This window comes from Rhodopila sp. (assembly GCF_035548095.1).
In the GTDB taxonomy this organism is placed as follows: domain Bacteria; phylum Pseudomonadota; class Alphaproteobacteria; order Acetobacterales; family Acetobacteraceae; genus Rhodopila.
Genome location: NZ_DASZUV010000004.1, coordinates 91,577 through 116,215, shown reverse-complemented (window position 1 = coordinate 116,215; position 24,639 = coordinate 91,577). Strand labels below are relative to the sequence as shown.

Genomic DNA, 24,639 nt, shown 5'->3' with positions numbered 1-24,639 from the left:
TGCATTGATGCGTATTCTGTGTGTAACCGCTGTGGTGTTGGCTTTGGCTGTGCCGGGGGGAGCGGTGTTTGCTCAGACCGGCGCATTTGGCTGGGGGCCCAACAATGCTCGGCTGACCGATCGCGACTATGCCTTGCTGGGAAAGGCCATCTCGGCGTTGAACCACTCGCCCAGGGCGACGGTCGGTGACACCCGGTCCTGGACCAATCCCGCATCCGGCAATGCCGGGACAGTGGCGATCCAGGGCATGAGCCGGCGGGATGGCATGCCGTGCCACGCGCTGGATTATGCGATCTCATTCCGAGGTCAGCCGGTGCCGCAGAATTACCGGTTCACGTGGTGCAAGGTTGCGGGCGGCTCGTGGAAGCAGGTGTCATGACCGGCGTGCGGTCTCCCGGTGCTTCTCTATGAGGTTGCTGGGTGGCAGTTTCGCATCGAGTGCTGGAAGTGCCGTCGCACGGTGGCGGTGCCGGTATGAGGCGCAGGATGCCGAGCGTAAGCGCATGCACAAGGTGATCGAGCGAATGGTTCCCTGGGAGGCGTCGAACAACGAGGCGATCCTGAATGAGGCGCGTTGGGAGATCGCGCGCTCGGTCGCCTGGGGCCTGGGCGAGGAGGCGGCCGCGCGGATCGTTTCTGTAATGGGACCGAAGGCAGCCGATGCGCGTGCGCTCGCCTATCGCCTGTTCGAGATCGCCACCCAGAAAGGATGGGCCGCCGAGGCGCTCGTCTACAATGAACTCGCGCAAGAATGGCCAAAGCTGGAAGAACTGGCGGCGGCGTCCCAGGCATTGCCGGGCAGCCAGTCCTCTCTAAGCCAGATGGAGTTGCTATAGGCGACCGCCATGCTGAAAACGCTCCATTTCACAAACTTCAAGTCCTGGCCGGCAGTCGATCTGACTTGCGGCCGGATCACGGGCATTTTCGGCACAAACTCCTCTGGCAAGACCAGCCTTCTCCAATTCCTTCTTTTGCTCAAGCAGACCAAGGAGGCAACGGATCGGGCGATTTCACTGGAACTGAATGCCGATCTGGTCCAACTCGGCACGATCAAGGATGCCATTCATCAACACGATGAAAAGCGATCGATCGAGATCGGCTTGTCCTGCCATTTGCCCACGGAGCTTGCCCTCATCGATCCGAGTGAGAGCCGGACATCGACGGTCGCGCGCGGCGATGTCCTCGTCATGGAGGCCGAGGTTGGCGTGCATCAGCGCGCGCCTTCGGCGCGGCGCATCGCCTACACTCTCGGCAACAAGCGTTTCAGCCTGGCGCCCCGAACGGGCGAAGCGACCCAATTCGAATTAAAGGCATCTTCACCGGACAATACAGTAAGTGATTTCTCGTTTTTGCGAACCAAAGGCCGCCCTTGGCAGTTACCGGGGCCTATAAAATCTTATGCTTTTCCTGATCAGGCGCGAACTTACTTCCAGAATTCGGGCTTCCTTGCCGATTTGGAGGCAGCCTATGAAGCCGCCCTCGACCGCATCTTCTATCTGGGTCCGCTCAGGGAATTCCCGAAGCGGGATTATCTCTGGGCTCGCTCCCGTCCGACCGATGTGGGCCAGCGCGGCGAGAAAGCAATAGACGCCATTCTGGCGGCAACGGACGCCGAGGAAACCCGTAATCTCAAGCCGAAGGCTCGTCTTAGGCCGTTTCAGGAAATGATCGCCTATTGGCTGCGCGAGATGGGGCTGATCGAGGGGTTCAAGGTCGAAGAGATCGCTGATGGTTCCAATCGCTACCAGGCGCATATCCGGACCCGTCCCGGCGCGAGCGAGGTGCTGCTGACAGATGTCGGTTTTGGCGTGTCGCAAGTTCTGCCCGTGGTGACGCTGCTGCAATATGTGCCTGAAGGTTCGACGGTCATTCTGGAGCAGCCCGAGATTCATCTTCATCCACTTGCCCAGGCCGGACTCGCCGACGTGCTTATCCAAGCGGCCATGCATCGCAAGGTCCAGATTATTCTGGAAAGCCACTCTGAGCATCTGCTGCTACGTTTGCAGCGACGGATTGCAGAGGAAGTCATCCCTTCCAATGACGTAAAACTCTATTTCTGTGATGCCCCGAAGGGCATTTCCAAGCTGACGCCACTCGACGTCGATCTTTTGGGCAACATCCGCAACTGGCCCGACCGATTCATGGGCGACGCGTTCAAGGAAACGGCGGAAGCCGAACTGGCGCGTCTCCGGCGGATGAAGGCCGCTGAATGAGTCGATGCGTCGTGGACACCAATGTTCCGATCGTAGCTAATGGGCGTCCCAACCCGGATGACGCGCGGCCACCTTCGATTGACTGCCGGATAGCCGCCATCACGTTTCTGAAGAAATTATTGGTCAGCGGTGTCGTGCTTCTCGATCTGGAAAAGCAAATCGAGGAGGAATATCGCCGACACCTTCGTCCGAGCGGTCAGCCGGGTGTGGGGGATAGATTCTACCAAGTCGTTCTCCACAGTTCTCCCGTGCTAGTCGAACGGATCACTCTGCCCAGGAGGGCCGACGGCGAATATGCCGATCTGCCGCAGGCCCTGATCGACAACGGGTTCGATCCCAGTGATCGCAAGTTCGCGGCTCTGGCGCGGCGAGAGAACGTGCCGGTTTTCAACGCGACCGACAGTGACTGGCTTGATCACGCGAAAACCCTGACCGCCGAGGGCATTCAAGTCAAACACCTTTGCGGTCACAACAAGACAGATTGGTTCACACCATGAGTGCAGAAAAGGAAACCCTTCGCAGGGTCCAAGACGGTCTGTTCCATCTGCAAAAGGGACTCGCCCCCTTCGTCGAAGCGCGGATGAAGGACAAGCATGGGACGAACTGGCTGCATTATGCGAGCCGCGCCGCCGGCGGCAGCCCGAATGCGAAGCTCGACGCGTACGGCCTGCTGAAGACCATGCTCGACAATTGGCGAGAGGTCTTCGACGACGCCTTCGGCCGCACCGACAAACACAAGGCACGCAATTTCACCTCGATGGCGCTGGAAGCGCGCAACGCGATCTCCCAACTCGCCATAGGCCTGCAAGACGACGACGCGCGGGCCATGTGGCCGGAAGCCAGCGGTGGTGATGCTGCAAGAGGTGTATCAGACGGCCCGGTCTGTACGGGTGCTGCGCGAGATCACACTCATCCATACGCAATGGTGAGAACTGGCGGAGCGCCAGGCCAGAGGCCGCGCGGATGGGTTCCACCGCGCACACCATCCTGCTATGCGAGATGCGTAGTGGCCCCGTAGCTCAGTTGGATAGAGCACCTGCCTTCTAAGCAGGATGCCGCAGGTTCGAGCCCTGCCGGGGTCGCCATCCTTCTACCTCTGGAACGTCCTCAGCGTATTGGCGGCCGCTGACTTCTCCTCGCGATCCACGCATGATTTCAGCGTGTTGAAGCTGCCAGCCCCTCCTACCATGGTGACCTTCTCGCAATGAGCGCGGATGCTTGGCGCCACGTCCGCCCATCGCGGCTTCAATGCGTTGTACGCGGCCTGTTCCCGCTTAAAGCACGTGCCGAACACGCGCTCGGATCGGGACCCGCCGGCTGAGGCGATGGTGTCGCAGTTCTCCTTTGTCTCGAATCTCGGCATTTCGACGGGTTGCGAGGACTGTGCCAGCGCGGTGTTGGATATCAAAAGGACGGCGATCGTCGCCGATACTGGCCAATAGCGTTTCATCGTCGTGTGTCCCCCGAATTCTTCCCCGCGCATGCGGTGGTGGTGCGGTCGATGCCGACCGAGATCAGCCAGCCCAGCGCCACACCCATCAACAGCGCGGCCAGCCAGTCGGCCGGGCCTTGCAGTGCCAGCGCCGTCGTCATGGAACCTCTACAAGGTCGAGCCGACGCTTGATGCGCTCGATGTCACCGACGACGCGGTCAACGCCGGTCAACGCTCTGCCGCAAGGCGACGATCTGGGTCTCCGTGGCGGACTGCCGCAGTTTCAGCTCCTGCACATCGGCCTTGAGGTCCGCCATGTCGCCGCGCAGATCGCGCAGCGTCGCCAGGATCAGGTTGCCAGGATGGTCGCTCATCAGGATTGATCCCTTTCCAGCCTCCTCGAGGGGCGACGCGTGCTTTGAAGGCTGAGGCCGTGACCCTGCCCGACTTCATCCTGTGGATCGTCTACCCCGGCGCCTTCACGGCGATCGTGGCCGTCGCCGGCATCCTGGCCGCGAAATACTGGATCAAGTGACGGCGCCGGCGGCGGGTTGGCCTCATGGAAACGGGCCAGCTTTTCCAGCCACGCCGCGATATCGGATGGCGCCGGCGCGGCGCCCCGTGCCCAGCCCCGGACGACACCCTCCGGGCGGTCCAGGACGCGCGCCAAGCCGCGCTGGGACCATCCCAACGTGGCAAGGCACTCGCGAATGCGGGTGGGGCTCACTGGCCCAGCAGCTTCATCAGCGCGACCGTGCCGCCGACCAAGGCTCCTCCCGCCGCCATCGCGGAGACAACCATGGCGAGCGGCGCCAGGAACCGGTCGCGGTCCAACTTCTTTGCTTCAGCCGCCAGCTTCAATTGCTCCGCGATCAGCTTGTGCTGTTCGGCAACGAATTTCCGGGTTTCCTCCTGCGCGCGATCAATGCGCGCGATCTGCTCGCGGAGGTCTCGATCATGGATTTCGGTGGTTGCGCTCATCGGGTTGTTCCTCGAGGGGCCGGGCCTGATTGCCTCGGCATGTGGAATGTAGTGCTTCCTGGCCGCTTAAACCAGCGAGACCGGTATGCGGATTGCGTCGCTCAAATGATCAGCGTGTGACCCTCACCGCTGTATATCGTGCCATGCAGCACCGGCGCGCGGGGTGCCCTGACGCGTATCGTCCAGGACCGGGGCAGTAGCCTACCTCCGTCTCCGTGCTGGCGGGACCATCGGACTGCACGAGTCCCTCCCGCTCCCAGCGCGCCAGCAGATGGTCGCGCCGGCAGGTTCCATCTTCGTTCCGCAGCCTGCGCCGCGCTGCCAGAACAAATGTTCGCAGGCTTTCCGGTGTGATCGCCGGCCCGAGCCTTTCGACTGTGGCTGTCGTTCGCTCCGCATCGGCAACCGCCTGGTCCCGCATGCTGATCTGCTCGGCAATCCGATCCTTGAGCGAAGGGTCCGCCATGTTGGCGATCGTTTTTGATCCAGACAATCCAACCGCTCTGTCACCGCAGGTCGGCGGTCAAATCGTCAGAGCATCCAGCCTTTACGCGAGGCTTCGCCGAGCGCTTCGAGCAATGGCAGGCGTAAGCGCTACAAAGCGCGGATTCGCACTGATGCCGCACCGCGCAGGTGAAGTCGCTGTCCTGGCCCCGGTCGTTGAAGAGCAACACGCGTCAGTTCTCGCCCGTCTGGCTGACGGCGAGGCGTGGTCCAGTTCGGCGTTGGGACTCGCGCTAGGCGCCAGCCAGCGTACCGTCCAGCGGGCGCTCGAATCGCTTTCGGCCTCAGGCAAGGTGCGGTCTTTCGGCCGCGGACCGGCGCGGCGCTGGATATCTTCGTCGGTGCCAGGATTTCCAACGACCTTGCTCCCGGGCGCACTTCCAACCGTTAGGGTGGACCCATGAAACGATCTCCGGCCGAAATTTTACGTGAGTATGGCCCCTTCTCGGGCGCAGAGCAGGTGCATGGCGTCACATTTGACGGTCGATACGTCTGGTTTGCCTCGGGAGCCAGACTCAACGCCCTTGATCCCGCGACCGGAGAGATTGAGCGCACGATCGATGTCCCGGCGCACGCAGGGACGGCGTTCGATGGCCGATACGTGTTTCAGATTGCCGACGACACTATCAAGAAAATCGATCCAGCCACCGGCTATACGGTGAAGACAATTCCTGTACCGGGCGGAGCAGGCCGCGGTTATGGCGGCGCTTCCGGCCTCGCATCGGCTGAGGGCTCACTGTGGATGGGAGAGCATCAAGGTCGAAAGATTCATCAAATCGATCCTGAGACCGGAGCAATCCTTCGGACAATTGAATCCAATCGAATCGTTACCGGCGTCACGTGGATCGATGGCGAACTCTGGCACGGCACGTGGGAAGATGACGAAAGCGACGTGAGACGTGTCGACCATCAGACGGGCGAGGTCCTGGAAAGCCTTCTCATGCCGCAGGGTGTGGGCGTATCCGGACTAGAATCCGACGGCGACCGTCGCTTCTTTTGCGGCGGCGGTCCGAGCGGAAAACTGAGGGTCGTTCGGCGGCCTGGGTGAGATAGGCTTTACCCTGTTCTCAGCGGCAAGCGATAACTCTAATCGACGAAAGGCCGCTGATTTCAGCGCGAATGACATGATTCCATTTATGTCGTTCTTGGAATGATCAATGATCCGTCCCCCAGATCACCAGTCCGCCGCGTGTGGCGACTGTGCGCACCGAAAGGCCCCTCGATCCCCTGGTGATCGAGAATCGTCCTGGCAGCAGCGAAGATGTGATCTTTACTCATGTATACATCGTGCACCCTTCAGAGTACGCTGTACGCAAGCTGGCTTAGTGGTTGTCTGTTACATTTTCTTCTGGATGCATAAGGTGGGAGGTCGGACCGCCTGGTCGGGAACAGCTTTGCCGCTCGACGCGATATGCCAGGCACAAAGGCAAAGTTCTAGCCGACAGGTTCGATCCTCTTGTCATCCGTCGCGGAGGTTTTAATGGTCGAAGCCCAGCCGCTGATCGCCGTTCGCGATGTGCGGGCGAGTAGCCGGTGGTACTCCGAACTCCTTGGAGTGAACGGCTCTCCCGAACATCCCCATCGGGATTTCTATGACAGGCTCTTCTCGTCCGATCGGATGGTCCTGCAACTCCATGCCTGGGACGAAGAGAACCATCCCAACCTGGTCGATCGGACCGCTGCGCCGCCAGGGCACGGAGTGCTCCTATGGTTCATGGTGGGGGATTTCCATGCAGCGGTGCAGCGGGCTCAGAACCTTGGCGCCGAGGTGGTTGAGGACGCCCATATCAATCCCGCGCCCAACCAATGGGAAATCTGGCTGCGCGATCCGGACGGCTACGTCGTCGTGGTCGCTGGCCCCACAGGAGGCGCAACAAGGCCATGACGTTCCGCGATGTGGGCTTCCGGCCGTCGCGGTCAGGCCGTTACCGCTCAATCGCGGCAGCCCTGTCATAGCCCCCACGCGCAGAATATCGCGCCGCAAGCGGCTCCTGCGTAATTAGCGGCGTTATTTCATAGGGTTGTGGTGTGGACGTCGCTTTCGTCCGCCGTGGGGTGCCGATCTTCACCCGGCGTCTGAGTGAGCGCCGGGGCGGCGTGCAGGCGGCATATAGGAAAGGGGTCGTCGCGGCTGTTCCGCAACGCCCCCCGACTTGATTGCATCGCCGGCCGCGGCAGACTTACCGTGAGTAGAACTCGACCACCAGGTTCGGTTCCATCTGCACCGGATACGGCACGTCGGACAGTTTGGGCGCGCGCGCGAAACGACCCTTCATGGCGCGATGGTCGACTTCCAGATACTCCGGCACGTCGCGCTCCGTGCTTTGGGTCGCATCCAGCACCATGGCCAGTTGCTTCGACTTGTCCTTCACCTCGATCGTGTCGTTGTCACGCACCAGGTAGGATGGGATGTTCACCCGCTTGCCGTTCACCAGCACATGGCCGTGGCTGACGAACTGCCGAGCGGCGAAGGGCGTGATGGCAAACTTCATGCGGTAGATGACCGCGTCCAGCCGCCGCTCCAGGATCTCGATCAGGTTCTCCGACGTGTCGCCCTTCCGGCGCACGGCTTCCTCGTAATATTTCCGGAACTGCTTCTCACCGATATTGCCGTAGTAACCCTTCAGCTTCTGCTTCGCCATCAGCTGCGTGCCGAAGTCGGTCGGCTTCTTGCGGCGCTGGCCATGCTGGCCGGGACCGTATTCGCGCTTGTTGACGGGGGATTTGGGCCGGCCCCACAGGTTGATACCCAGGCGGCGATTGATCTTGTACTTGCTCTCGGCGCGCTTGGTCATTGGCGCGTTGCCCTTTCGGAGTCTGTTGTTGCACCGGTAGGCCGGCCCTGGACAGGGCAGGCGGGCGCGGCCTTCACGGAAGGCCGTCCACGTTCCCGGCAATGGAAAGCGGGCGTATAGGCGCCGGACGGTGGCTTGTCAAACGCCGCCCGGCTGCTCTACCCACCGCCGCATGATACAGCGCAGCGACATCATCTGGCTCGGCGTGGCGGCCGGCGTTACCGGCTCCCTGGTCGGGGGCCTGATGCTGGGCATCGGCATGAACCTGATCGTCGCCGGAGCCAATATCGGCTGGCTGCTGTTGATCCCGGCCGGACCGGCGGCCGCGCTGCCGGGTTGGCTGCTCGCGCGGAAACTGGCGTCACGGCTGGCCGGATAGGGCGGCAGGTGGCCAGGGCCTGGCGGCGATTCCCTGCCATTCACCGGGCGCATCAGACCGGCTGCCGCCGCCGCGCCTTGAAGCACGCCAGGGCCGACAGGTTGACCCTGTCAGCAGCTCTCTTGTTGACTCAAGAGCGCGATTCACGCCCTCTCGCCGCCGGCGTCAGGCGATCACGCCTTAGCCACCGCCCGCTTCGCAATCACGCCGCACAGATGCGCGCGGTATTCCGCCGAGGCGTGGATGTCGCTGTTCATGTCCCCCGCCGGCGTGGTGATCCCGTTCAGCGCATCCGGGCTGAAATTCGCCGACAATGCCTTCTCCATCGCCGCATGCCGGAATACGCCGTTCTGTCCCGCGCCGGTGATCGCCAGACGCACGCCGTCGGGGAACTTCGCCACGAAGACGCCCACGATGGCATAGCGCGAGGCCGGGTTGCGGAATTTCTCGTAGGCTGACCTTTCCGGGATCGGGAACTCGACAGCGGTGATGAGCTCGCCCTGCGCCAAGGCCGTGGTGAACAGGCCTTGGAAGTAGTCGTCGGCCTTGATCGACCGCTTGTCGGTCTTCACCGTCGCCCCAAGCGCCAGCACCGCGCAGGGATAGCAGGCGGCCGGGTCGTTGTTCGCCAGCGATCCGCCGATCGTGCCGCGATGGCGCACCGCCTCGTCGCCGATCCAGGAGGCCAGGTCGGCCAGGCCGGGGATTTTCGCCCTGATGTCGGGATGGGCCGCGACGTCGCAGTGGCGGGTCATGGCGCCGATGGTGATCGCATTGCCCGACACGGTGATCCCGGACAGACCCAGCTTCGCCAGGTCCACGACCGTCGTCGGCTTGTTCAGGCGCTGCTTCAGCACCGGGATGAAGGTCTGCCCGCCGGCCAGCGCCTTGGCGTCCGGATCGCCGGTCAGCACGCCGACCGCATCCGCCAGGCTGCCGGGCTTCTGATAGGCAAAATCGTACATCGGTTCTGTCCCCTTGTGCCTGCGTTATTCCGCTGCCACGCGCGGCTGGGCCGACTGGATGATCGACCAGATCTTTGGTGCGGTCGCCGGCATGTCCAGGTGCCGTACGCCGTAGTCCCGCAGCGCGTCCACCACCGCGTTGATCACCGCCGGCGGCGACCCGATCGCGCCAACCTCGCCGCAGCCCTTCGAGCCCAGCGGGTTGTGCGTGCACATCGTGTTCTCGGTGGCGACCGACATGGACGGAATATTGTCGGCGCGTGGCATCACGTAATCCATATAGGACCCGGACAGGAGCTGCCCCTGCGCGTCGTACTGCGCGTTCTCCAGCAGCGCCTGGCCGATGCCCTGGGCGACGCCGCCCTGCACCTGGCCCTCCACGATCATCGGATTGACCACCCGCCCGACATCGTCCACCGCGGTGAAGTTCACCATCCGCACCACACCCGTCTCCGGGTCGATCTCCACCTCGGCGATATGACAGCCGCCCGGGAAGGTGAAGTTCTTCGGGTCGTAGAACGCGGTCTCGTCCAGGCCCGGCTCCAGCTCCTCGATCGGATAGTTGTGCGGCACGTACGCGGCCAGCGAGATGTCCGTCAGCGTCTTCGCCTTGTCGGTGCCGGCGACGCGGAACTGGCCATCCTTGAACTCGATGTCGTCGACCGAGGCTTCCATCAGGTGGGCGGCGATCTTCTTGCCCTTGGCGATGATCTTGTCCATCGCCTTCACCATCGCCGATCCGCCCACCGCCAGGCTGCGGCTGCCATAGGTGCCCATGCCGAAGGGGATTTTCGCGGTGTCGCCGTGCACCACCTCCACCTGGTCGAACGGCACGCCCAACTGGTCGACGACGAGCTGCGCCAGCGTCGTCTCATGCCCCTGGCCGTGGCTGTGCGTGCCGGTGAACACCGTGACGCTGCCGGTCGGGTGGACGCGGATATTTGCCACCTCGTACAGGCCGGCGCGCGCGCCCAGGCTGCCCACCACGGCCGACGGCGCGATGCCGCAGGCTTCCAGATAGGTCGAGATCCCGATCCCCCGCAGCTTCCCCCGCGCCCTGGCTTCCGCTCGGCGTGACTCGAAGCCGGCCCAGTCGGCGTTCTTCAGCGCGACGTCCAGCGTCGTCTGATAGTCGCCGCTGTCGTATTGCAGCGCGACCGGGGTCTGGTAGGGGAAGGCATCCCTCGGGATGAAGTTCTTCCGCCGGATCTCCACACGGTCGATGCCGGTGTCATGGGCGATCACGTCGACCAGCCGTTCCAGCAGGAAGGTCGCCTCCGGCCGGCCGGCGCCGCGATAGGCGTCCACCGGCACCGTGTTGGTGAACACCGCCTTGACGTTGCAGTAGATCACCGGCGTCGTGTACACGCCGGCCAGCAGCGTGGCGTAGAGGTAGGTCGGCACGCAGGGCGCGAAGGTGGACAGATAGGCGCCCATGTTGGCGATCGTGGTGATCCGCAGGCCCAGGAATTTGCCGTCATTGTCCAGCGCCATCTCGGCGGTGCTGACATGGTCGCGGCCATGCGCGTCGCTCATGAAGCTTTCCGAGCGATCGGCCGTCCACTTCACCGGCTTTTTCAGCTTGCCGGCCGCCCAGGTGACGATCGCCTCCTCGGCATAGTGGTAGATCTTGCTGCCGAACCCGCCGCCGACATCCGGTGCCACCACGCGCAGCTTGTTCTCCGGGATGTGCAGCACGAAGGCGCCCATCAGCAGCCGGATCACGTGCGGGTTCTGGCTGGTGGTCCATAGCGTGTAGTCGCCCGAGGATGGGTCGCACTCGCCCAGCGCCACGCGCGGTTCCATCGCGTTCGGAATCAGCCGGTTGTTGGTCAGCTCCAGCTTCACCACCTTCGGCGCATTGGCGAACACGCCGTCCACCACCGCCTTGTCGCCGATCACCCAGTCGTAGCAGAGATTGCCCGCCACCCCGTCATGCACCTCGGGCGCGCCGGGCTTCATCGCGTCCAGGGTGGAGGCCACGGCGGGCAGGTCGGTGTAGTCGACCTCGATCAGTTCGGCGGCGTTCTTCGCTTCCTGCCTGCTGGTGGCCACCACCACCGCGACCGGATCGCCGACATGGCGGACCTTGCCCACCGCGATCACCGGGTGCGGCGGCTCCGCCATCGGCTGGCCGTCCTGGCTGTGGATTTGCCACCCGCAGGGCAGGCCACCGACATTGTCCGCCGCCATGTCTTCCCCGACATATACCGCGACCACGCCGGGCGCGGCCTTGGCGGCGTCGGTCTTGATGCCGTTAATCCGGGCATGCGGGCGGTCGGACCGCTTGATCACCGCGTAGAGCTGGCCGGGCCGGTTGATATCGTCGGTATAGTTGCCGCGCCCGCTCAGGAAGCGGATATCCTCCCGCCGCCGAACCGCGGCGCCGATGCCCTCGAAGCCCATGATCGCCTCTCCCTTGTGGCGTTTATTCGGCCGCCTTGGCGTGCATCAGCGGATGCGCGGCGGCGATCGCCTTCACGATGTTATGGTAGCCGGTGCAGCGGCACAGATTGCCTTCCAGGCCCTCCCGGATCTCCTTCTCGGTCAGGCCGGCGGGGTGGCTGTTCACCAGGTCGATCGCCGTCATCACCATGCCGGGGGTGCAGAAGCCGCATTGCAGGGCGTGATGCTCGCGGAACATTTCCTGCATCGGGTGCAGCGTGCCGTCGGCCGCGGCCAGGCCCTCGATCGTGGTGACCGACGTGCCGTCGGCCTGCAGCGCCAGCGTGGTGCAGGATTTCACCGATACGCCGTCCATGTGCACGACACAGGCACCGCACTGGCTGGTGTCGCAGCCGACATGGGTGCCGGTCAGGCCGAGCTTCTCGCGCAGCAGCTCGACCAGCAGGGTGCGGCCCTCGACCTCGACCGTGTGCTGCTTGCCATTGACCGTCAGAGTGACCTGGGGCATCGCGCTCCCCCTCTCTTGCCGAAAATTCCGTCAGGACGGGACGCCAAAAGCGGGCAAAAACCACGGCCCGCCGCTTGAACGTCTCTCTTGGTTACCGAGTTTGGCCACGCCGCCCCGACGCGGTCAAGCGGGAGAAAATCCAGGGATTTCACCGTTCTGCACGGCTGGATACGACGCCTCGCGGCCGGTTTCCCCACCGCCGCTGCGAACCTCAGGCGTCCCGATCGGACGTGCGGGTCCGCATCGCCGCCAGGATGGCCGCCGCCAGCGTCGTGCCGAACAGCGCATCCACGTCCATGGCCAGGCGGCGCTGCCAGTTGGGACGCTCCCGATCGGTGCCGGGCAGGTTCACGGCGGCCAGCTCGCCGGCAAGGTCGTCGGCCTGCACCAGCGCCAGCATCGCCGGTGTGCTGCTGACAAAGGCGTGCACCGCGGCGGCGACCGCGACCGGCAGGGGGGAAGCCGCCGGGTCGACCGCCGCCGCCAGCAGCCCGTCCTTGCGCAGCAGCGCCAGCAATGCGGCCTTGTCCCGCATCCGCTCCGCCATCGCGGCGCCGGCGGCGGGCGTGTCCATCAGGCCCAGGGCACGCCTTTCGGAAATGTCCGCGCCCTCCCACCAGCCGGCCAGGGTCGGCAGGTCGTGGGTGGAGACGCAGGCGGCGGCGCGCTGGCGCCACGCGGCGGCGGGCTTGATCGCGCCATCCTCCCGCTCGAACCACAGCACGCTGTAGGACAGGATGTTCTCGGCCGCCAGCGCCTCCGGAAAGCCTTTCGGCACCGTGCCCAGGTCTTCGCCCACGATCAGGCAACGCGCGCGCCGGCTGTGCAGGGCCACCTGCGCCAGCAGGTCGCCGCATGGATAGCCCACATAGGCGCCGTGCGCCGCCGTGGCGCCGTCCGGCACCACGAACAGCCGCTGCAGCCCCATCACGTGATCGATCCGCAAGGCCCCGGCATGACGCATGTTCGCTTCCAGCAGCGCCGCGAACCCGGCGTAGCCCTCGCGCTGCATCGCCACCGGGTCCGGCGGCGGCAGCGACCATACCTGGCCCTGGGTGGAGAACGGATCGGGCGGCGCCCCCACCGACACCCCGCGCATCAGCGTGTCCTGGTTCGACCACGCCTCGGCTCCGTCCGGCGCGGCGCCCACCGCCAGGTCACGGTAGAAGCCCAGCGACAGGCCGCCGGCGGCGGCCGATGCGGCGGCCTCCGCCAGCTGCCGGTCGGCCAGGCGCTGCAGGAAGACGTGAAAGCCGACATCCTCGGCATGCTGCGCGGCAAAGGCGCCAACCCCGGGATCGGCGGGATGCCGCAACCCGGCAGGCCAGGAGCGCCAATCGGAATGGCCGACCACCTCGCAGATCGTCTCATGCACGGCCAGGCGGCGCAGCGCCTCCGGCACCGGCCGGTGATCCCGCGGCGCGGCATCGAAGGCGGCGCGCAGCACGGCGCGTTTGCGCGCCCAGACGGCGGGGTAGTCGACCGGGCCGGGCGCCGGCGCCGGCGACGCGGGGGTGGCGCCGCCGGGCAGGGCCGAGACGTCGATATAGATCGGGTCCAGGAACCGCCGGTCGGAGGGCTGATAGGGGCTGATCCGCCGGCGGTCATGGGGAAACATCGCATGCAGCGGGTTCAACCCGAGGAGCTCGGCGCCGGTCCGTGCCACATCGGCGGCAAAACGGCGCAGCGTGCCGAAATCGCCGATGCCCGGATCGGCGGCGGGGTTTCGCAGCGAATACAGATGCGCCGCGATCCCGAAACGCCGCCGTCCCGCCGCCAGCTCGGGCGGCAGATAACAGCCCCGCGGCGCGACGATCAGGTGGCAAACCTGCTCCGGCCGGTCCTCCAGCAACAGGCGGTGCCGGCCAACCGGCAGAGGCGGCAGCGACAGCGTGTCCGCGTCGGCCGCGTAACGCTCCAGGGCCCCGTCCTCCCGCACCAGCGTCACCCAGGCCGGCCGGGGCGTGCCCAGGCGCACACGGATGGCCTCTCCGTCGCGGACCGTCATCACCGGCGGCAGCGCCGCGCCACGCATCGCGGTCAGCCTCATCAGGCTGTCGCGGCAGTCATCCCGGGTGTCCGCCGGCAGCCGCATCGCCGCCAGGAGCGCCCGCTGCGTCTCGACCGAGATGACGTGGTGCCGGCCCTCGACATCCCGCCAGCCCGGCCGGATGCCCGCGAGGCCGGCAAGCCGCGCCACATCGGCGTCCGTTGCGGCCGCTGCATGCCGGGTGGTGCCGGTGGCGTCGGCGGAGGCGGCGTCATCCGCCTCCCCGAAGTCCGTCTCCACGAAGACGGTGACGCCGCGCGGCGGGATCGCCAGGCCGCCACCACCACGCGGTGCGGGGTCGTCGCCGCCACGCGATGCGGGGTCGTCGCCGCCACGCGGTGCGGAGTTGTCGCCGCCACCCGGTGCGGTTTCGAGCACGCGCTGCCAGTGGCGGCCGGGGCGGGGCGGCGGCGGCATCGCCGTGGTGGCGTCACGGCCGGCGTGGAACACCAGCAGGGCGAGCGTGTCGCCGGCGGTGAGCCCGGCGATGACCGTGCGGTTATCCGGCCGGTTCCAATCCTCCGGCGAGGGCGGTTCGCCGTCCGGCCGCAGCCACACCACGTCCGGCAGGGTGGCGGTGCCGTCTGCCTGGCCGGTGCTTGTCTGGCCGGTGCTTGTCTGGCCGGTCAGCGGCGCGCCGGTGAACAGCGGCGCCAGCCGCCGGCGCAGCGCGATCAGGCCGGCGGTGAAGCCGATCAGCTCATCGTCGGCCGCGGCCCAGTCGAACCACGTCATGGCGTTGTCCTGGGCATAGGCGTTGTTGTTGCCGCGCTGTGTCCGCCCGGCCTCATCGCCCATGCACAGCATCGGCGTGCCGCGGGACAGCAGCAGCGTTGCCAGCAATGCCCTGACATCCGCCGCCCGCCGCGCCAGCACCGCCGCGTCGCCGGTCGGGCCTTCGACACCGTTGTTCCAGGAATGATTGTCCTCGGACCCGTCGTGGTTGTCCTCGCCGTTCGCCTCGTTGTGCTTGGCGGCGTAGGAGACCAGGTCGGCCAGGGTAAAACCGTCATGCGCGGTGATGAAATTGACGCTGCGGGTCAGGGGCCTGTTTGCCGCGCCAAAGATGTCGGCGGAGCCCGAGAAACGCGTCGCGAAGGCACCCGCCATGCCACCATCGCCGCACCAGAAGCGGCGCATGACGTCGCGATAGCGGTCGTTCCACTCACCCCAGCCGCCGGGAAAGCTGCCCAGCTGGTAGCCGCCGGGACCGATATCCCAGGGTTCGGCGATCATCACCCGGCCGGCCAGCAGCGGGTCCTGCTCCGCCGCCGCCAGGAACGGTGCCGCCGGGTCGAAACCGGTGTCGCGCCGGCACAGCGTGGTGGCGAGGTCCAGCCGGAACCCGTCCACCCCCGCGTACAGCGCCCAGGCGCGCAGGGAATCCAGCGCCAGCCGCAACGGCAGCGGCCGGTCCAGTGCCAGCACGTTGCCGCAGCCGGCATCGTCGACATACAGCGCCGGATTGTCCGGTCGCAGCCGGTAGAAGCCGGCATTGTCCAGCCCGCGCAGGGACACGGTGGGGCCGCGTTCGTCGCTCTCCCCGCTATGGTTCAGCACCATGTCCAGCACCACCGACAGGCCGGCTTCGTGCAGCGCGGCGACGGCCGCCCGCACCTCATCCCAGCCGCCAGGCGCCAATCGCGGATCCGGGGCGAGCAGCGCCATCGGGTTGTAGCCCCAGTAGTTGGAGAGGCCGAGCGGGGGGAGGTGGCGTTCGTCGAGCCAGGCGGTGGAGGGCATCAGCTCGACGGTGGTCACGCCCAGCCGGCGGAGATGCGCGATGGCGGCGGGATGCGCGAGGCCGGCGAAGGTTCCGCGAAGCGGCTCCGGTACACCCGGATGCAGCCTGGTGAAGCCACGGACGTGCAGCTCGTAGATCACCTGCCGGTCCCAGTCGAACGGGCGCGGCCGGGCGTCGGCCAGTACGGGTGTGCCGACGATGCCTTTCGGCACCAGCCGGGCGGTGTCGTCCGGGCGTGGCGTGTCGCGGTCGAACAGGTGCTCATGCAGCCGGAACGGCCGGTCGACCGCCGTTGTCCATGGATCGACCAGCAGCTTTGCCGGGTTGAACCGCATGCCCCGCCCCGGGTCCCAGGGACCCCAGGCCCGCAGCCCGTAGCGCGTGCCGGCAGGGACGTCCGGCACGAAACCGTGGAACACCGGCCCGGTCCGTCCCGGCAGGCGCAGCCGCACCGTCTCCCGGTCCATGGCATCGAACAGGCAGATCGCGATCGCGCCGGCCGAGGTGGAGGGAATGGCGACGTTGATCCCGCCGGCGGCCTGGGTAACCCCCACCTGGGCAGCCCCCACCTGGGTAACCCCCAGCGGAAACGGGGAACCGGCGGTTATCGTCTTCAAGCCCGCTCCGCCTCCAGCGCGCGATACAGGGTGGCATATTCCTGCGCGGAGCGGCGCCAGGAGACATCCGCCTTCATGGCGTTCCGCTGCATCCGTGTCCAGGTCGCGCGGTCCCGCCACAATGTCTCGGCGCGGTCCAGCGCGTCGGACAGGGCGGGGCCGGTGACGGGGGCGAACTGGATGCCGGTGGCGACCCCGGCGGCGAGGGCGGCGGGATTGGCGTCGATCACCGTGTCCGCCAGCCCACCGACGCGGGAGACGATCGGGATCGCCCCGTAGCGCAGGGCACATAGCTGGGTCAGGCCGCACGGTTCGAAGCGGGACGGCATCAGCACCGCGTCGGCGCCGGCCTGGATCAGATGGGCCAGCGCCTCGTCATAGCCGATCTCACAGCCGATCCGGTCGGGGTGCGCGGCGGCGGCCGCAAGGAACCCGTCCTGCATGACCGGGTCGCCGGAGCCCAGGATGACGAACTGCATGCCGGTCGCCGCCCGCGGTCCGATCTCCTCCAGCAGCAGGTCCAGCCCCTTCTGCTCGGTCAGGCGGGAGACGATCCCGATCAGCAGCGTGCCGGGCTCCGGCGCCAGCCCCATGCGCTGTTGCAGCGCCGCCTTGTTCGCCGCCCTGCGCGGCAGCCGCGGCGCGGAGAAGGGGGATGGGATCAGCGTGTCCCTGGCCGGGTCCCACACCGTGTCGTCGATGCCGTTCAGGATGCCGCACAGCACGTCGCCGCGTTCGCGGAGCACGCCGTCGAGGCCGGCCCCGGCGCCTGCATGGCTGATTTCGAGCCCATAGGTCGGGGAGACGGTGGTCAGCCGGTCAGCGAACACCAGCCCGCCCTTCAGGTAGCTGACCTGACCCCAGAACTCCAGCCCGGCGGGGGTGAACAGGCCGGGCGGCAGACCCAGGCGCGGATACAGGCTGGCCGGGAACAGGCCCTGGAAGGCCAGGTTATGGATCGTCAGCACGGTGCCGGGCCGCGGACCGTCATGCACATGCAGATAGACCGCCGCCAAGGCCGCCTGCCAGTCATGCGCGTGCACGATGTCGAAGCCCCGCCCGGCCACCTTGCCGCCGATCGCGGCCTTGCCGCTGGCCGTTGGACCGGGAGCGCCCTCGCCGACGGCCAGGGCGGCGCCGGTGGCGCTCAGGGCGGCGAAGCGCAGGTCATTGTCCGGCCAGGGCCGCCCATCCGGACCGAAATACGGGCTGCCGTCGCGGGCGAAGAGGTGGGGCGCGTCCAGCACCAGCAGCTTCAGGCCCGCCGTGGTGCCGGCCAGCACCGTCGCCGGGCCGCCGAACAGATCATCGAAGCGGGCTGCCTCGGACGCAGTCGTCAGCGCCGCCGTCACCGCCGGATAGCCCGGCACCAGCGTGGTCGTTTCCACGCCCAGCTGCGCCAGCGCGCCTGGCAGGGCACCGGTCACGTCGGCCAGACCGCCGGTCTTCACCAGCGGAAAGATCTCCGAGGTCACGGACAGGACGCGGGTCAAGCGGACAGGCGATCGATCATCGGTTGCGTGATCAGCACGACGCCGCGTTCGGTCCGACGGAACCGGCGGGCATCGGCCAGCGGGTCTTCCCCCACCACCAGCCCGTCCGGGATGTGCACGCCCTTCTCGACGATCACGTTCTTCAGGCGGACATGCCGGCCGATATCGGCGTTGGGCAGGATCACCGCGCGTTCCACGCTGGCGTAGGAATGGACGTGAACGCCGGTGAACAGCAGCGATTGCCGCAAGGAGCCGCCGGAGACGATGCAGCCGCCCGATACCAGCGAGGAGATCGCCTCGCCGCGCCGCCCGGGCGCGTCATGGACGAATTTCGCGGGCGGCACGATTTCGGCATACGACCAGATCGGCCAGTCGCGATCGAACAGATCCAGTGCGGGTATGACCGCGGTCAGGTCGATATTGGCTTCCCAATACGCATCCAGCGTGCCGACGTCTCGCCAATAGGCTTCCCGCTCGGCGCCCGATGTGACGCAGGAGCTCTGGAACCGGTGCGCCACGGCCTTGCCGTGCTGTACCAGATACGGAATGATATCCTTGCCGAAATCGCGGCTGGAGTTGGGATCGGCGGCGTCGCGACGCAACTGCTCGATCAGGAACCGCGTGCGGAACACGTAGATGCCCATGCTGGCCAGGGCGAAGTCCGGCCGGTCCGGTATGGCCGGCGGGTCGGCCGGCTTCTCGACGAAGGCGACGATACGATCACTCTCATCGACATGCATCACGCCGAACGCGGTGGCCTGGGTGCGCGGCACCTCGATGCAGCCGACGGTCACGTCGGCGTCCTGCTCGACGTGCTGCAGCAGCATCATGGCATAGTCCATCTTGTAGACGTGATCGCCTGCCAGGATGACGATGTACTCGGGATGGTAGTCGGCGATGATGTCGATGTTCTGGAACACCGCGTCGGCGGTGCCGGCGTACCAGTCGTCGCCGCTGCGCTGCGAGGCCGGCAGGATGTCGAACCCCTCATTCCGTTCGGGCCGGAAGAAGTTCCAGCCACGCTGCAGGTGCCGGATCAGGCTGTGCGCCTTGTACTGGGTCGCCACGCCGATCCGGCGAATGCCGGAATTCAGCGCGTTGGACAGGGCAAAGTCGATGATCCGGCTCTTGCCGCCGAAATACACGGCTGGCTTGGCGCGTGTGTCCGTCAACTCCAGCAGCCGCGTGCCGCGCCCGCCGGCGAGTACGTACGCCATGGCTTCGCGCACGATCGGCGCATACAGGCCTGGACGTTCCACCACGCCGAAACTCCTGATCTTGCTCGCGGATTGTTATCACACGCCACGCCGGGCGAAAGGGGGAAGACGTGCACGAGGCGTTGAGGTGAACGACCGGAAGGCGAACGACTCATGGCGGCATGCCGCGCGGCCTGGCCGGCGCGGGCGGAACGGGCCGCCTTGGGGAGCGGCAATGGCGCCGGGAAGGCCGGCGTTCACCAATTCTTAACCGGCCGCCCATAGAACATCGCCGTCAGTACGGGATCGAACCCGATGGACCCACCGGGATGATCGCCGCGCTGGCCGGATCTTCGAAAACGGTGCCCGCCTCAAAATGAGGTGCCGCATGCCGAGGGGGGCATGTCTGGCCGCCGCGACGGCGCGCCGTTCGGTTCCGGAATGGGCTGAAAGTTGGATCGGCGGCCGTCGTCCGCCCCGATGTTCGGAAGGGATATAGAGATGTCGTCCTTGTCACGGGCCGCTGCCAACCTGCCGATCAAGGCCAAGATCCTGGCCGGGTTCGGCGTCGTGCTGGCCATCCTCATGGTCTCGGCGGTGACCGCCTATACCAGCTTCACGAAGGTCGAGCGCGCCTTCACCGCGCTGGCGCATCGCGCCCTGGTCAGTGAACTGACGGAAGACGTGTCGGCTGCCTTCACCCGACTGCGCCTGCCGGTGCAGCAATACGCGCTGACCGGGGACGCCGCGGCGGCCGCGGCCGCCGACGCCGCGGCGAAGACCGCGCGGGAGGCGGTGGCGAAGGCTGCCGCCGCGATCAGCGACCCGGAACGGGCGCAGCGGATGCGGGAGATCGGCCACAAGCAGGACGCGCTGCTGAGCGATTTTGGCAAGATCCGGCAGATGCGGGCGGAGCTCGACCACCTGCAACGCGAGACAATGGACGTCGTCGGCCCCCGCCTGGCGGAAGACATGGAAGCGCTGGTGGACGCGACCGCGCAGGCTGGCCTGAGCGAAGCCGCCGGCACCGCGGGTCATGCCGCGGTGAGCGCGATGCAGCTCCGTCTGGTCGCCAACAAGATGCTGCAGCGTCACGACAACGACTTCGTCAAGACCGCCGAGGCGCAGTTCGACAAACTGGACCAGGCGCTGGCGCGGTTGCAGCCGGTCTCCGCCGCCGACACGTTCCAGGCGTCGCTGGCGCATGCCCGCCAGCAGGCGCAGGTCTATGCGCAGGCGTTTCATCGCGCCGCCGCGCTGACCGCGCAGCTCGATCACCTGATGAATGAGAGCATGCGGCAGGATGCCGATACGATCATGGCCGAGGCTCAGGCCGTGGTGGAAAGCGCCGACGCCGACAAGCAGGCCGTGCTGGCAGAGGCCGAGGCGACGATGGCGCGGAGCGAATGGCTGCTGATCGTGCTGTCGGTCGGCGCGGTGGTGGTGGGCATGGTGGTTGCCTGGATCATCGGCGGCGTCATCGGACGTCCGGTGGTGGCGATGACCGCGGCGATGCGGAAGCTGGCCGAGGGCCTCATGGAGACCGAGATCCCGGCCCGCGACCAGAAGGACGAGATCGGGACCATGGCGCAATCGGTGCAGGTCTTCAAGGAAAGCATGATCGAGGCGGAACGCCTGCGGACCCGCCAACAGGCGGAGCAGGAGCATCAGTTGGCGCGGGCCCGCACCATCGACAGCTGTGTGGCGAGCTTCGAAAGCGTGGTCGAAGGGGTGACGCAAGGCGTTGCCTCGGCCGCGACGGAGCTGGAATCGACCGCCCGTGCCATGTCGGCGACCGCCGAGGAGACCACGCACCAGGCGACCGCGGTGTCGGCGGCGTCGGCGCAGACGACGCAGAACGTGCAGACCGTGGCCGCCGCCGCCGAGGAGCTGAGCAGCTCGATCCATGAGATCAGCCAGCAAATCGCGCAATCCAGCCGACTGATCGCCGATGCCGTGCAGCAGGCCCGGGACAGTGATACGCAGGTGCGCAGCCTGGCCGGGGCGGCCCAGAAGATCGGCGATGTCGTCGGCATCATCACCCATATCGCCGGCCAGACCAACCTGCTGGCGCTGAACGCCACCATCGAGGCGGCACGCGCTGGCGATGCCGGGAAGGGCTTCGCCGTCGTCGCCAGCGAGGTGAAGGCCCTGGCCGGCCAGACCGCCCGGGCCACCGACGAGATCTCCCAGCAGATCAAGGAGATTCAAGAGGCGACGCAGGCCTCGGTGCAGTCGATCCAGGGCATCACCGGGACCATCGGCCAGGTGAGCGAAACGGCGGCGGCCATCGCGGCGGCGGTGGACGAGCAGTCCGCGGCGACGCAGGAAATCGCTCGCAGCGTCCAGCAGGCGGCCCAGGGCACGCAGGAGGTGGCGGCGAATATCGGCGGCGTCAGCGAGGCCGCCAGCCAGACGGGCGCCGCCGCGTCGCAGATGCTGTCCGCCACCGCCGAGCTGTCGCAGAACGGTGAGGCACTGACCGCTCACGTTACCGAGTTCCTGCGGGCGATGCGGGCCGCCTAGTAGAGCGCGATCGCCTGAAGCCGGCGGTTGGAGGGCGTGAATCGCGCTCTTGGACTGGCGATAGAGCGCGATCGCCTGAAGCCGGCGGTTGGAGGGCGTGAATCGCGCTCTTGAATCAAAGAGTTGATAGAGCATGACAGGGTCAGCCTGACCTTGCTATGCTTTATCGCATGCCGGCTACGGCGCAGGGGGCGCGGCCGTTCGGCTGGCCGGCCGCGATGAGGCTCGGCCAGTGCGCCGCGTGCCGCGGGAGGCCGTGGATCAGCCGCGGGGCTTGCGGCGAATCCCCGGTTCCGCCAAACCCCGCTGGCTTTCTTCGCCCGACCCGGCGGCGCCGCTCACCCGCCCCGGGCGTTACGCGAGGTCCGGCCTGCCGCCGGATCACGTGCGCCGCAGGTTTCTCGCCACCCGATGCTGTTCAACTCCCAGGTTTTCATCCTCCTGTTCCTGCCGGCGGTTGTGGGCCTGTACTACGCCTGCGCCGGCAGCCGGACCATGCGGCAGATGGCGGTCGTGGTCGCCTCGGTCATCTTCTACGGCTGGTGGGATGTCCGCTTCGTGCCGCTGCTGGTCGGCCTGACCGTCGCCACCTGGCTGATCGCCGAGGCGTTTGGCCGCTGGCGCCGCCCCTGGATCCCGCTGCTCGGCGTGGCGCTGAACCTCGGCGCGCTGGGCCTGTTCAAATACGCCGATTTCTTCCGCGGCACCGTTTACGGCGCGCTCGACGAACCCTGGCGGCCCTGGTCGCTGGTGCTGCCGCTGGGCATCAGCTTCTTCGTCTTCCAGAAAATCTCCTACCTGGTCGACCTGCGGCGGGGAGACCGGCACATCTACGGCTTTCTCGATTTCTGCATGTTCGTCAGCTTCTTCCCGCAGCTGATCGCCGGCCCGCTGGTTCGCCATAATGAGATCATCTGGCAGTTCGATGCCGATCCGCGCCGGCCGGACATGTGGGAGAACCTGTCGCGCGGCTTCATCCTGTTCCTGATCGGCGTCGCCAAGAAGGTGCTGCTGGCGGATACGCTGGCGATGCTGGCCGACCCGCTGTTCGCGCACGCACAGACAGCGCCGTTGACGGCGGCGCAGGCCTGGACGGCGGCAGGCGCCTACACGCTGCAGATCTATTTCGACTTCTCGGGCTATTCCGACACGGCGATCGGATTGGGCCTGATGTTCGGCCTGCGCCTGCCCTTCAACTTCAACGCACCGTACCGCGCCGTATCGGTGCGGGATTTCTGGCGGCGCTGGCACATGACCCTCAGCCGCTTCCTGCGCGACTACCTGTATATCCCGCTGGGTGGCAGCCGCGTGCCGGCCTGGCGCCAGGCGGTGAATCTCGTGCTGACGATGCTGCTCGGCGGCCTGTGGCACGGCGCCAACTGGACCTTCGTCGCCTGGGGCGGGTTGCACGGCGGCGCGCTCGCGGTGAACCATCTGTGGGAGGGCAGGGGCCCGCGCCTGCCACGACCGCTGGCCTGGCTGCTGACGCTGCTGTTCGTCATGGTCGGGTGGGTGCTCTTCCGGTGCCCAACATTCGGCGAGGCCGGTACCATCCTGCTGGCGATGGCGGGGCGGCACGGGCTGGGCGACCTGGCCCTGAACCAGGAGAACGCCGCCGCCCTGGCCGGGGGTGCCGCCATTGCGCTGCTGGGGCCGGTCAGCCAGGAAGCGGCGCTGACCCGCCTGAGCCCGCGCCCCTGGCTGGCCGTGCCGGCCGGGGTGTTGCTGGCCTATCTCCTGCTGCTGATCGGCGGCCGTTTGCCCAATGCCTTCATCTACTTCCAGTTCTGATCCCACGGCGTGGCGGCGGTTCTTCCGCCTCGCCGTGGGGACCGCGGCCGGTGCCGTCGCGGTGCTGTTCCTGTTCGTGGCCCTCACCGACCCGTGGGATACGCTGCCGCTGCACTGGCCGGCGTCGCGCGTGCCGGTGACGGGAAACCAGCGCTTTTCCTATCCGGCCCTGGCGCGTTCGCCGCGCTTCGACAGCGCCGTGATCGGCACCTCCACCAGCCGGTTGCTGCGGCCGGCGCTTCTGGACACCGCGTTCGATGCCCGCTTCGTGAATCTCGCGATGAACGATGCCACGGTGTTCGAGGCCCATGCGATCTTCAACGAGTTCCTCGCGGCGCATCCCGCGCCCAAGGTGCTGATCGTCGGTCTGGATGTGCGGTGGTGCGTGACCGGCGACAGCTATCAGACACTCACGCCGCGGCCGTTCCCCGAGTGGATGTACGGCCACAGCCGTTGGCTGGGGTATGCCAACCTCCTGAACCTGTTTGCGGTGCAGGAGGCCGGAAAGGCGTTCGGCGTGCTGACCGGGATCAAGGAACCCGACATGGGCTCCGACGGCTATACGCGTTTCGTGCCGCCTGATTCCGATTACGACCGGGCCAGGGCACAGCGAAAGCTGGCGGAGTATGGGGTGTCGATCCCGGATGGTGCCCGGCATGGACCGCCATCCGCGTGGCGCTATCCGACGCAGGAGGTCCTGCGCGACATGCTGAATCGCCTGCCGGCCGAGACGCTGAAGATCCTGTATTTCGTGCCGTACAACCAAAGGATGCTGCCGGCGCCGGGCGATCCGGTCGCCACGGTGTGGGCGGAATGCAAGCGGCGCGCGGCGGCGTTGACGAAGACCGTGCCGAACACCGTGGTGGTCGACTTCCTGCGCCATAGCCCGATCACCGATGACGACGATCACTACTGGGATGGAATGCACACGACGGTCGCCACCGCCGATCGCGTGGCGTCCGACCTCAAGGACGCGGTGCGTGGAGAGCGCGGTCCGGATTACCGCCTGCTTTCTGCGGATGAAACACCGTGATACGCA

22 protein-coding genes and 1 tRNA gene are annotated in these 24,639 nt (G+C 66.6%); 12 read left to right on the top strand and 11 right to left on the bottom strand.

Going from position 1 to position 24,639, the window contains the following annotated elements; all coding sequences use genetic code 11:
• Positions 1–7: 7 nt before the first annotated feature.
• The 6 genes from VHC04_RS04785 to VHC04_RS04760 all read left to right on the top strand — a co-directional run bounded on the left by VHC04_RS04785 (position 8) and on the right by VHC04_RS04760 (position 3,298).
• A complete protein-coding gene (locus VHC04_RS04785) occupies positions 8–379 on the top strand; it encodes a hypothetical protein (RefSeq protein ID WP_325678549.1) in 372 nt (123 codons plus the stop codon).
• A 124-nt stretch (positions 380–503) separates the two neighbouring features.
• Positions 504–836: a hypothetical protein gene (locus VHC04_RS04780; RefSeq protein ID WP_325678547.1), complete on the top strand. Its 333-nt coding sequence runs from the start codon at positions 504–506 to the stop codon at positions 834–836.
• Between the two features lie 9 nt (positions 837–845).
• The gene (locus VHC04_RS04775; RefSeq protein WP_325678545.1) at positions 846–2,213 is read left to right on the top strand and encodes a DUF3696 domain-containing protein; all 1,368 of its coding nucleotides are present in this window, start codon (positions 846–848) and stop codon (positions 2,211–2,213) included.
• Positions 2,214–2,224: 11 nt separating this feature from the next.
• Positions 2,225–2,710: a hypothetical protein gene (locus VHC04_RS04770; protein ID WP_325678543.1), complete on the top strand. Its 486-nt coding sequence runs from the start codon at positions 2,225–2,227 to the stop codon at positions 2,708–2,710.
• Positions 2,707–3,231 carry a Swt1 family HEPN domain-containing protein gene (locus VHC04_RS04765; RefSeq protein WP_325678540.1) on the top strand — a complete coding sequence of 175 codons (525 nt, stop codon included), beginning with the start codon at positions 2,707–2,709 and terminating at the stop codon, positions 3,229–3,231. Before VHC04_RS04770 ends, VHC04_RS04765 begins: the two co-directional genes overlap by 4 nt.
• A tRNA-Arg gene (locus VHC04_RS04760) sits at positions 3,222–3,298 on the top strand. Before VHC04_RS04765 ends, VHC04_RS04760 begins: the two co-directional genes overlap by 10 nt.
• A 5-nt stretch (positions 3,299–3,303) precedes the next feature.
• Here VHC04_RS04760 and VHC04_RS04755 read toward each other — a convergent pair.
• The 4 genes from VHC04_RS04755 to VHC04_RS04740 form a co-directional block, all read right to left on the bottom strand.
• Positions 3,304–3,663, bottom strand: coding sequence for a hypothetical protein (locus VHC04_RS04755; protein ID WP_325678538.1), 360 nt, complete (start codon positions 3,661–3,663; stop codon positions 3,304–3,306).
• Positions 3,660–3,806 carry a hypothetical protein gene (locus VHC04_RS04750; protein ID WP_325678536.1) on the bottom strand — a complete coding sequence of 49 codons (147 nt, stop codon included), beginning with the start codon at positions 3,804–3,806 and terminating at the stop codon, positions 3,660–3,662. Before VHC04_RS04750 ends, VHC04_RS04755 begins: the two co-directional genes overlap by 4 nt.
• A gap of 57 nt (positions 3,807–3,863) precedes the next feature.
• Entirely contained in the window at positions 3,864–4,019 is a 156-nt protein-coding gene (locus tag VHC04_RS04745; RefSeq protein WP_325678534.1) for a hypothetical protein, read from the bottom strand.
• A gap of 349 nt (positions 4,020–4,368) precedes the next feature.
• Positions 4,369–4,626, bottom strand: coding sequence for a hypothetical protein (locus tag VHC04_RS04740; RefSeq protein WP_325678532.1), 258 nt, complete (start codon positions 4,624–4,626; stop codon positions 4,369–4,371).
• Between the two features lie 904 nt (positions 4,627–5,530).
• Here VHC04_RS04740 and VHC04_RS04735 point away from each other — a divergent pair.
• On the top strand, positions 5,531–6,178 hold the full coding sequence (locus VHC04_RS04735; RefSeq protein WP_325678530.1) for a hypothetical protein: 648 nt from the start codon (positions 5,531–5,533) through the stop codon (positions 6,176–6,178).
• 432 nt (positions 6,179–6,610) lie between these two features.
• Positions 6,611–7,015 carry a VOC family protein gene (locus tag VHC04_RS04730; RefSeq protein ID WP_325678528.1) on the top strand — a complete coding sequence of 135 codons (405 nt, stop codon included), beginning with the start codon at positions 6,611–6,613 and terminating at the stop codon, positions 7,013–7,015.
• 295 nt (positions 7,016–7,310) lie between these two features.
• Here the strand turns inward: VHC04_RS04730 and rpsD are convergent, their stop codons facing one another.
• Positions 7,311–7,925: a 30S ribosomal protein S4 gene (gene rpsD / locus VHC04_RS04725; RefSeq protein WP_325678526.1), complete on the bottom strand. Its 615-nt coding sequence runs from the start codon at positions 7,923–7,925 to the stop codon at positions 7,311–7,313.
• A 172-nt stretch (positions 7,926–8,097) separates the two neighbouring features.
• Here rpsD and VHC04_RS04720 point away from each other — a divergent pair, with 172 nt between their 5' ends.
• Positions 8,098–8,304, top strand: coding sequence for a hypothetical protein (locus tag VHC04_RS04720; RefSeq protein ID WP_325678524.1), 207 nt, complete (start codon positions 8,098–8,100; stop codon positions 8,302–8,304).
• A 173-nt stretch (positions 8,305–8,477) separates the two neighbouring features.
• On the opposite strand, the gene VHC04_RS04715 is transcribed toward VHC04_RS04720, so the two are convergent.
• The 6 genes from VHC04_RS04715 to glgC form a co-directional block, all read right to left on the bottom strand.
• Entirely contained in the window at positions 8,478–9,269 is a 792-nt protein-coding gene (locus VHC04_RS04715; RefSeq protein WP_325678522.1) for an FAD binding domain-containing protein, read from the bottom strand.
• Between the two features lie 24 nt (positions 9,270–9,293).
• Entirely contained in the window at positions 9,294–11,675 is a 2,382-nt protein-coding gene (locus VHC04_RS04710) for a xanthine dehydrogenase family protein molybdopterin-binding subunit (RefSeq protein ID WP_325678520.1), read from the bottom strand.
• A gap of 22 nt (positions 11,676–11,697) precedes the next feature.
• Entirely contained in the window at positions 11,698–12,183 is a 486-nt protein-coding gene (locus VHC04_RS04705) for a (2Fe-2S)-binding protein (RefSeq protein WP_325678518.1), read from the bottom strand.
• A gap of 211 nt (positions 12,184–12,394) precedes the next feature.
• Positions 12,395–16,594 (bottom strand): glycogen debranching protein GlgX, encoded by a 4,200-nt coding sequence (glgX, locus tag VHC04_RS04700; RefSeq protein WP_325678516.1) that lies wholly within the window; start codon positions 16,592–16,594, stop codon positions 12,395–12,397.
• Positions 16,591–18,087 (bottom strand): glycogen synthase GlgA, encoded by a 1,497-nt coding sequence (gene glgA, locus VHC04_RS04695; protein ID WP_325678514.1) that lies wholly within the window; start codon positions 18,085–18,087, stop codon positions 16,591–16,593. The genes glgX and glgA overlap by 4 nt, the downstream gene beginning before the upstream one ends.
• Positions 18,084–19,304, bottom strand: coding sequence for a glucose-1-phosphate adenylyltransferase (gene glgC, locus VHC04_RS04690; protein WP_325679048.1), 1,221 nt, complete (start codon positions 19,302–19,304; stop codon positions 18,084–18,086). The genes glgA and glgC overlap by 4 nt, the downstream gene beginning before the upstream one ends.
• 480 nt (positions 19,305–19,784) lie before the next feature.
• Here glgC and VHC04_RS04685 point away from each other — a divergent pair, with 480 nt between their 5' ends.
• From VHC04_RS04685 to VHC04_RS04675, 3 genes are all read left to right on the top strand, one after another.
• Positions 19,785–21,809, top strand: coding sequence for a methyl-accepting chemotaxis protein (locus tag VHC04_RS04685; RefSeq protein ID WP_325678511.1), 2,025 nt, complete (start codon positions 19,785–19,787; stop codon positions 21,807–21,809).
• A gap of 411 nt (positions 21,810–22,220) precedes the next feature.
• Entirely contained in the window at positions 22,221–23,600 is a 1,380-nt protein-coding gene (locus VHC04_RS04680; RefSeq protein ID WP_325678509.1) for an MBOAT family O-acyltransferase, read from the top strand.
• Positions 23,575–24,633: a hypothetical protein gene (locus tag VHC04_RS04675; RefSeq protein ID WP_325678507.1), complete on the top strand. Its 1,059-nt coding sequence runs from the start codon at positions 23,575–23,577 to the stop codon at positions 24,631–24,633. Before VHC04_RS04680 ends, VHC04_RS04675 begins: the two co-directional genes overlap by 26 nt.
• Positions 24,634–24,639 lie beyond the last annotated feature (6 nt).

Bases quoted from the DNA above. Each gene is read 5' to 3' on its own strand.
- VHC04_RS04685 (WP_325678511.1), top strand. From the start codon at position 19,785: ATGTCGTCCTTGTCACGGGCCGCTGCCAACCTGCCGATCAAGGCCAAG.
- VHC04_RS04675 (WP_325678507.1), top strand. From the start codon at position 23,575: ATGCCTTCATCTACTTCCAGTTCTGATCCCACGGCGTGGCGGCGGTTC.
- VHC04_RS04745 (WP_325678534.1), bottom strand. From the start codon at position 4,019: ATGAGCGACCATCCTGGCAACCTGATCCTGGCGACGCTGCGCGATCTG.
- VHC04_RS04720 (WP_325678524.1), top strand. From the start codon at position 8,098: ATGATACAGCGCAGCGACATCATCTGGCTCGGCGTGGCGGCCGGCGTT.
- VHC04_RS04755 (WP_325678538.1), bottom strand. From the start codon at position 3,663: ATGAAACGCTATTGGCCAGTATCGGCGACGATCGCCGTCCTTTTGATA.
- VHC04_RS04735 (WP_325678530.1), top strand. From the start codon at position 5,531: ATGAAACGATCTCCGGCCGAAATTTTACGTGAGTATGGCCCCTTCTCG.
- VHC04_RS04710 (WP_325678520.1), bottom strand. From the start codon at position 11,675: ATGGGCTTCGAGGGCATCGGCGCCGCGGTTCGGCGGCGGGAGGATATC.
- VHC04_RS04775 (WP_325678545.1), top strand. From the start codon at position 846: ATGCTGAAAACGCTCCATTTCACAAACTTCAAGTCCTGGCCGGCAGTC.
- VHC04_RS04765 (WP_325678540.1), top strand. From the start codon at position 2,707: ATGAGTGCAGAAAAGGAAACCCTTCGCAGGGTCCAAGACGGTCTGTTC.
- VHC04_RS04740 (WP_325678532.1), bottom strand. From the start codon at position 4,626: ATGAGCGCAACCACCGAAATCCATGATCGAGACCTCCGCGAGCAGATC.
- glgC (WP_325679048.1), bottom strand. From the start codon at position 19,304: ATGGCGTACGTACTCGCCGGCGGGCGCGGCACGCGGCTGCTGGAGTTG.
- VHC04_RS04680 (WP_325678509.1), top strand. From the start codon at position 22,221: ATGCTGTTCAACTCCCAGGTTTTCATCCTCCTGTTCCTGCCGGCGGTT.
- VHC04_RS04705 (WP_325678518.1), bottom strand. From the start codon at position 12,183: ATGCCCCAGGTCACTCTGACGGTCAATGGCAAGCAGCACACGGTCGAG.
- VHC04_RS04750 (WP_325678536.1), bottom strand. From the start codon at position 3,806: ATGACGACGGCGCTGGCACTGCAAGGCCCGGCCGACTGGCTGGCCGCG.
- VHC04_RS04715 (WP_325678522.1), bottom strand. From the start codon at position 9,269: ATGTACGATTTTGCCTATCAGAAGCCCGGCAGCCTGGCGGATGCGGTC.
- VHC04_RS04785 (WP_325678549.1), top strand. From the start codon at position 8: ATGCGTATTCTGTGTGTAACCGCTGTGGTGTTGGCTTTGGCTGTGCCG.
- VHC04_RS04780 (WP_325678547.1), top strand. From the start codon at position 504: ATGCACAAGGTGATCGAGCGAATGGTTCCCTGGGAGGCGTCGAACAAC.
- VHC04_RS04730 (WP_325678528.1), top strand. From the start codon at position 6,611: ATGGTCGAAGCCCAGCCGCTGATCGCCGTTCGCGATGTGCGGGCGAGT.
- rpsD (WP_325678526.1), bottom strand. From the start codon at position 7,925: ATGACCAAGCGCGCCGAGAGCAAGTACAAGATCAATCGCCGCCTGGGT.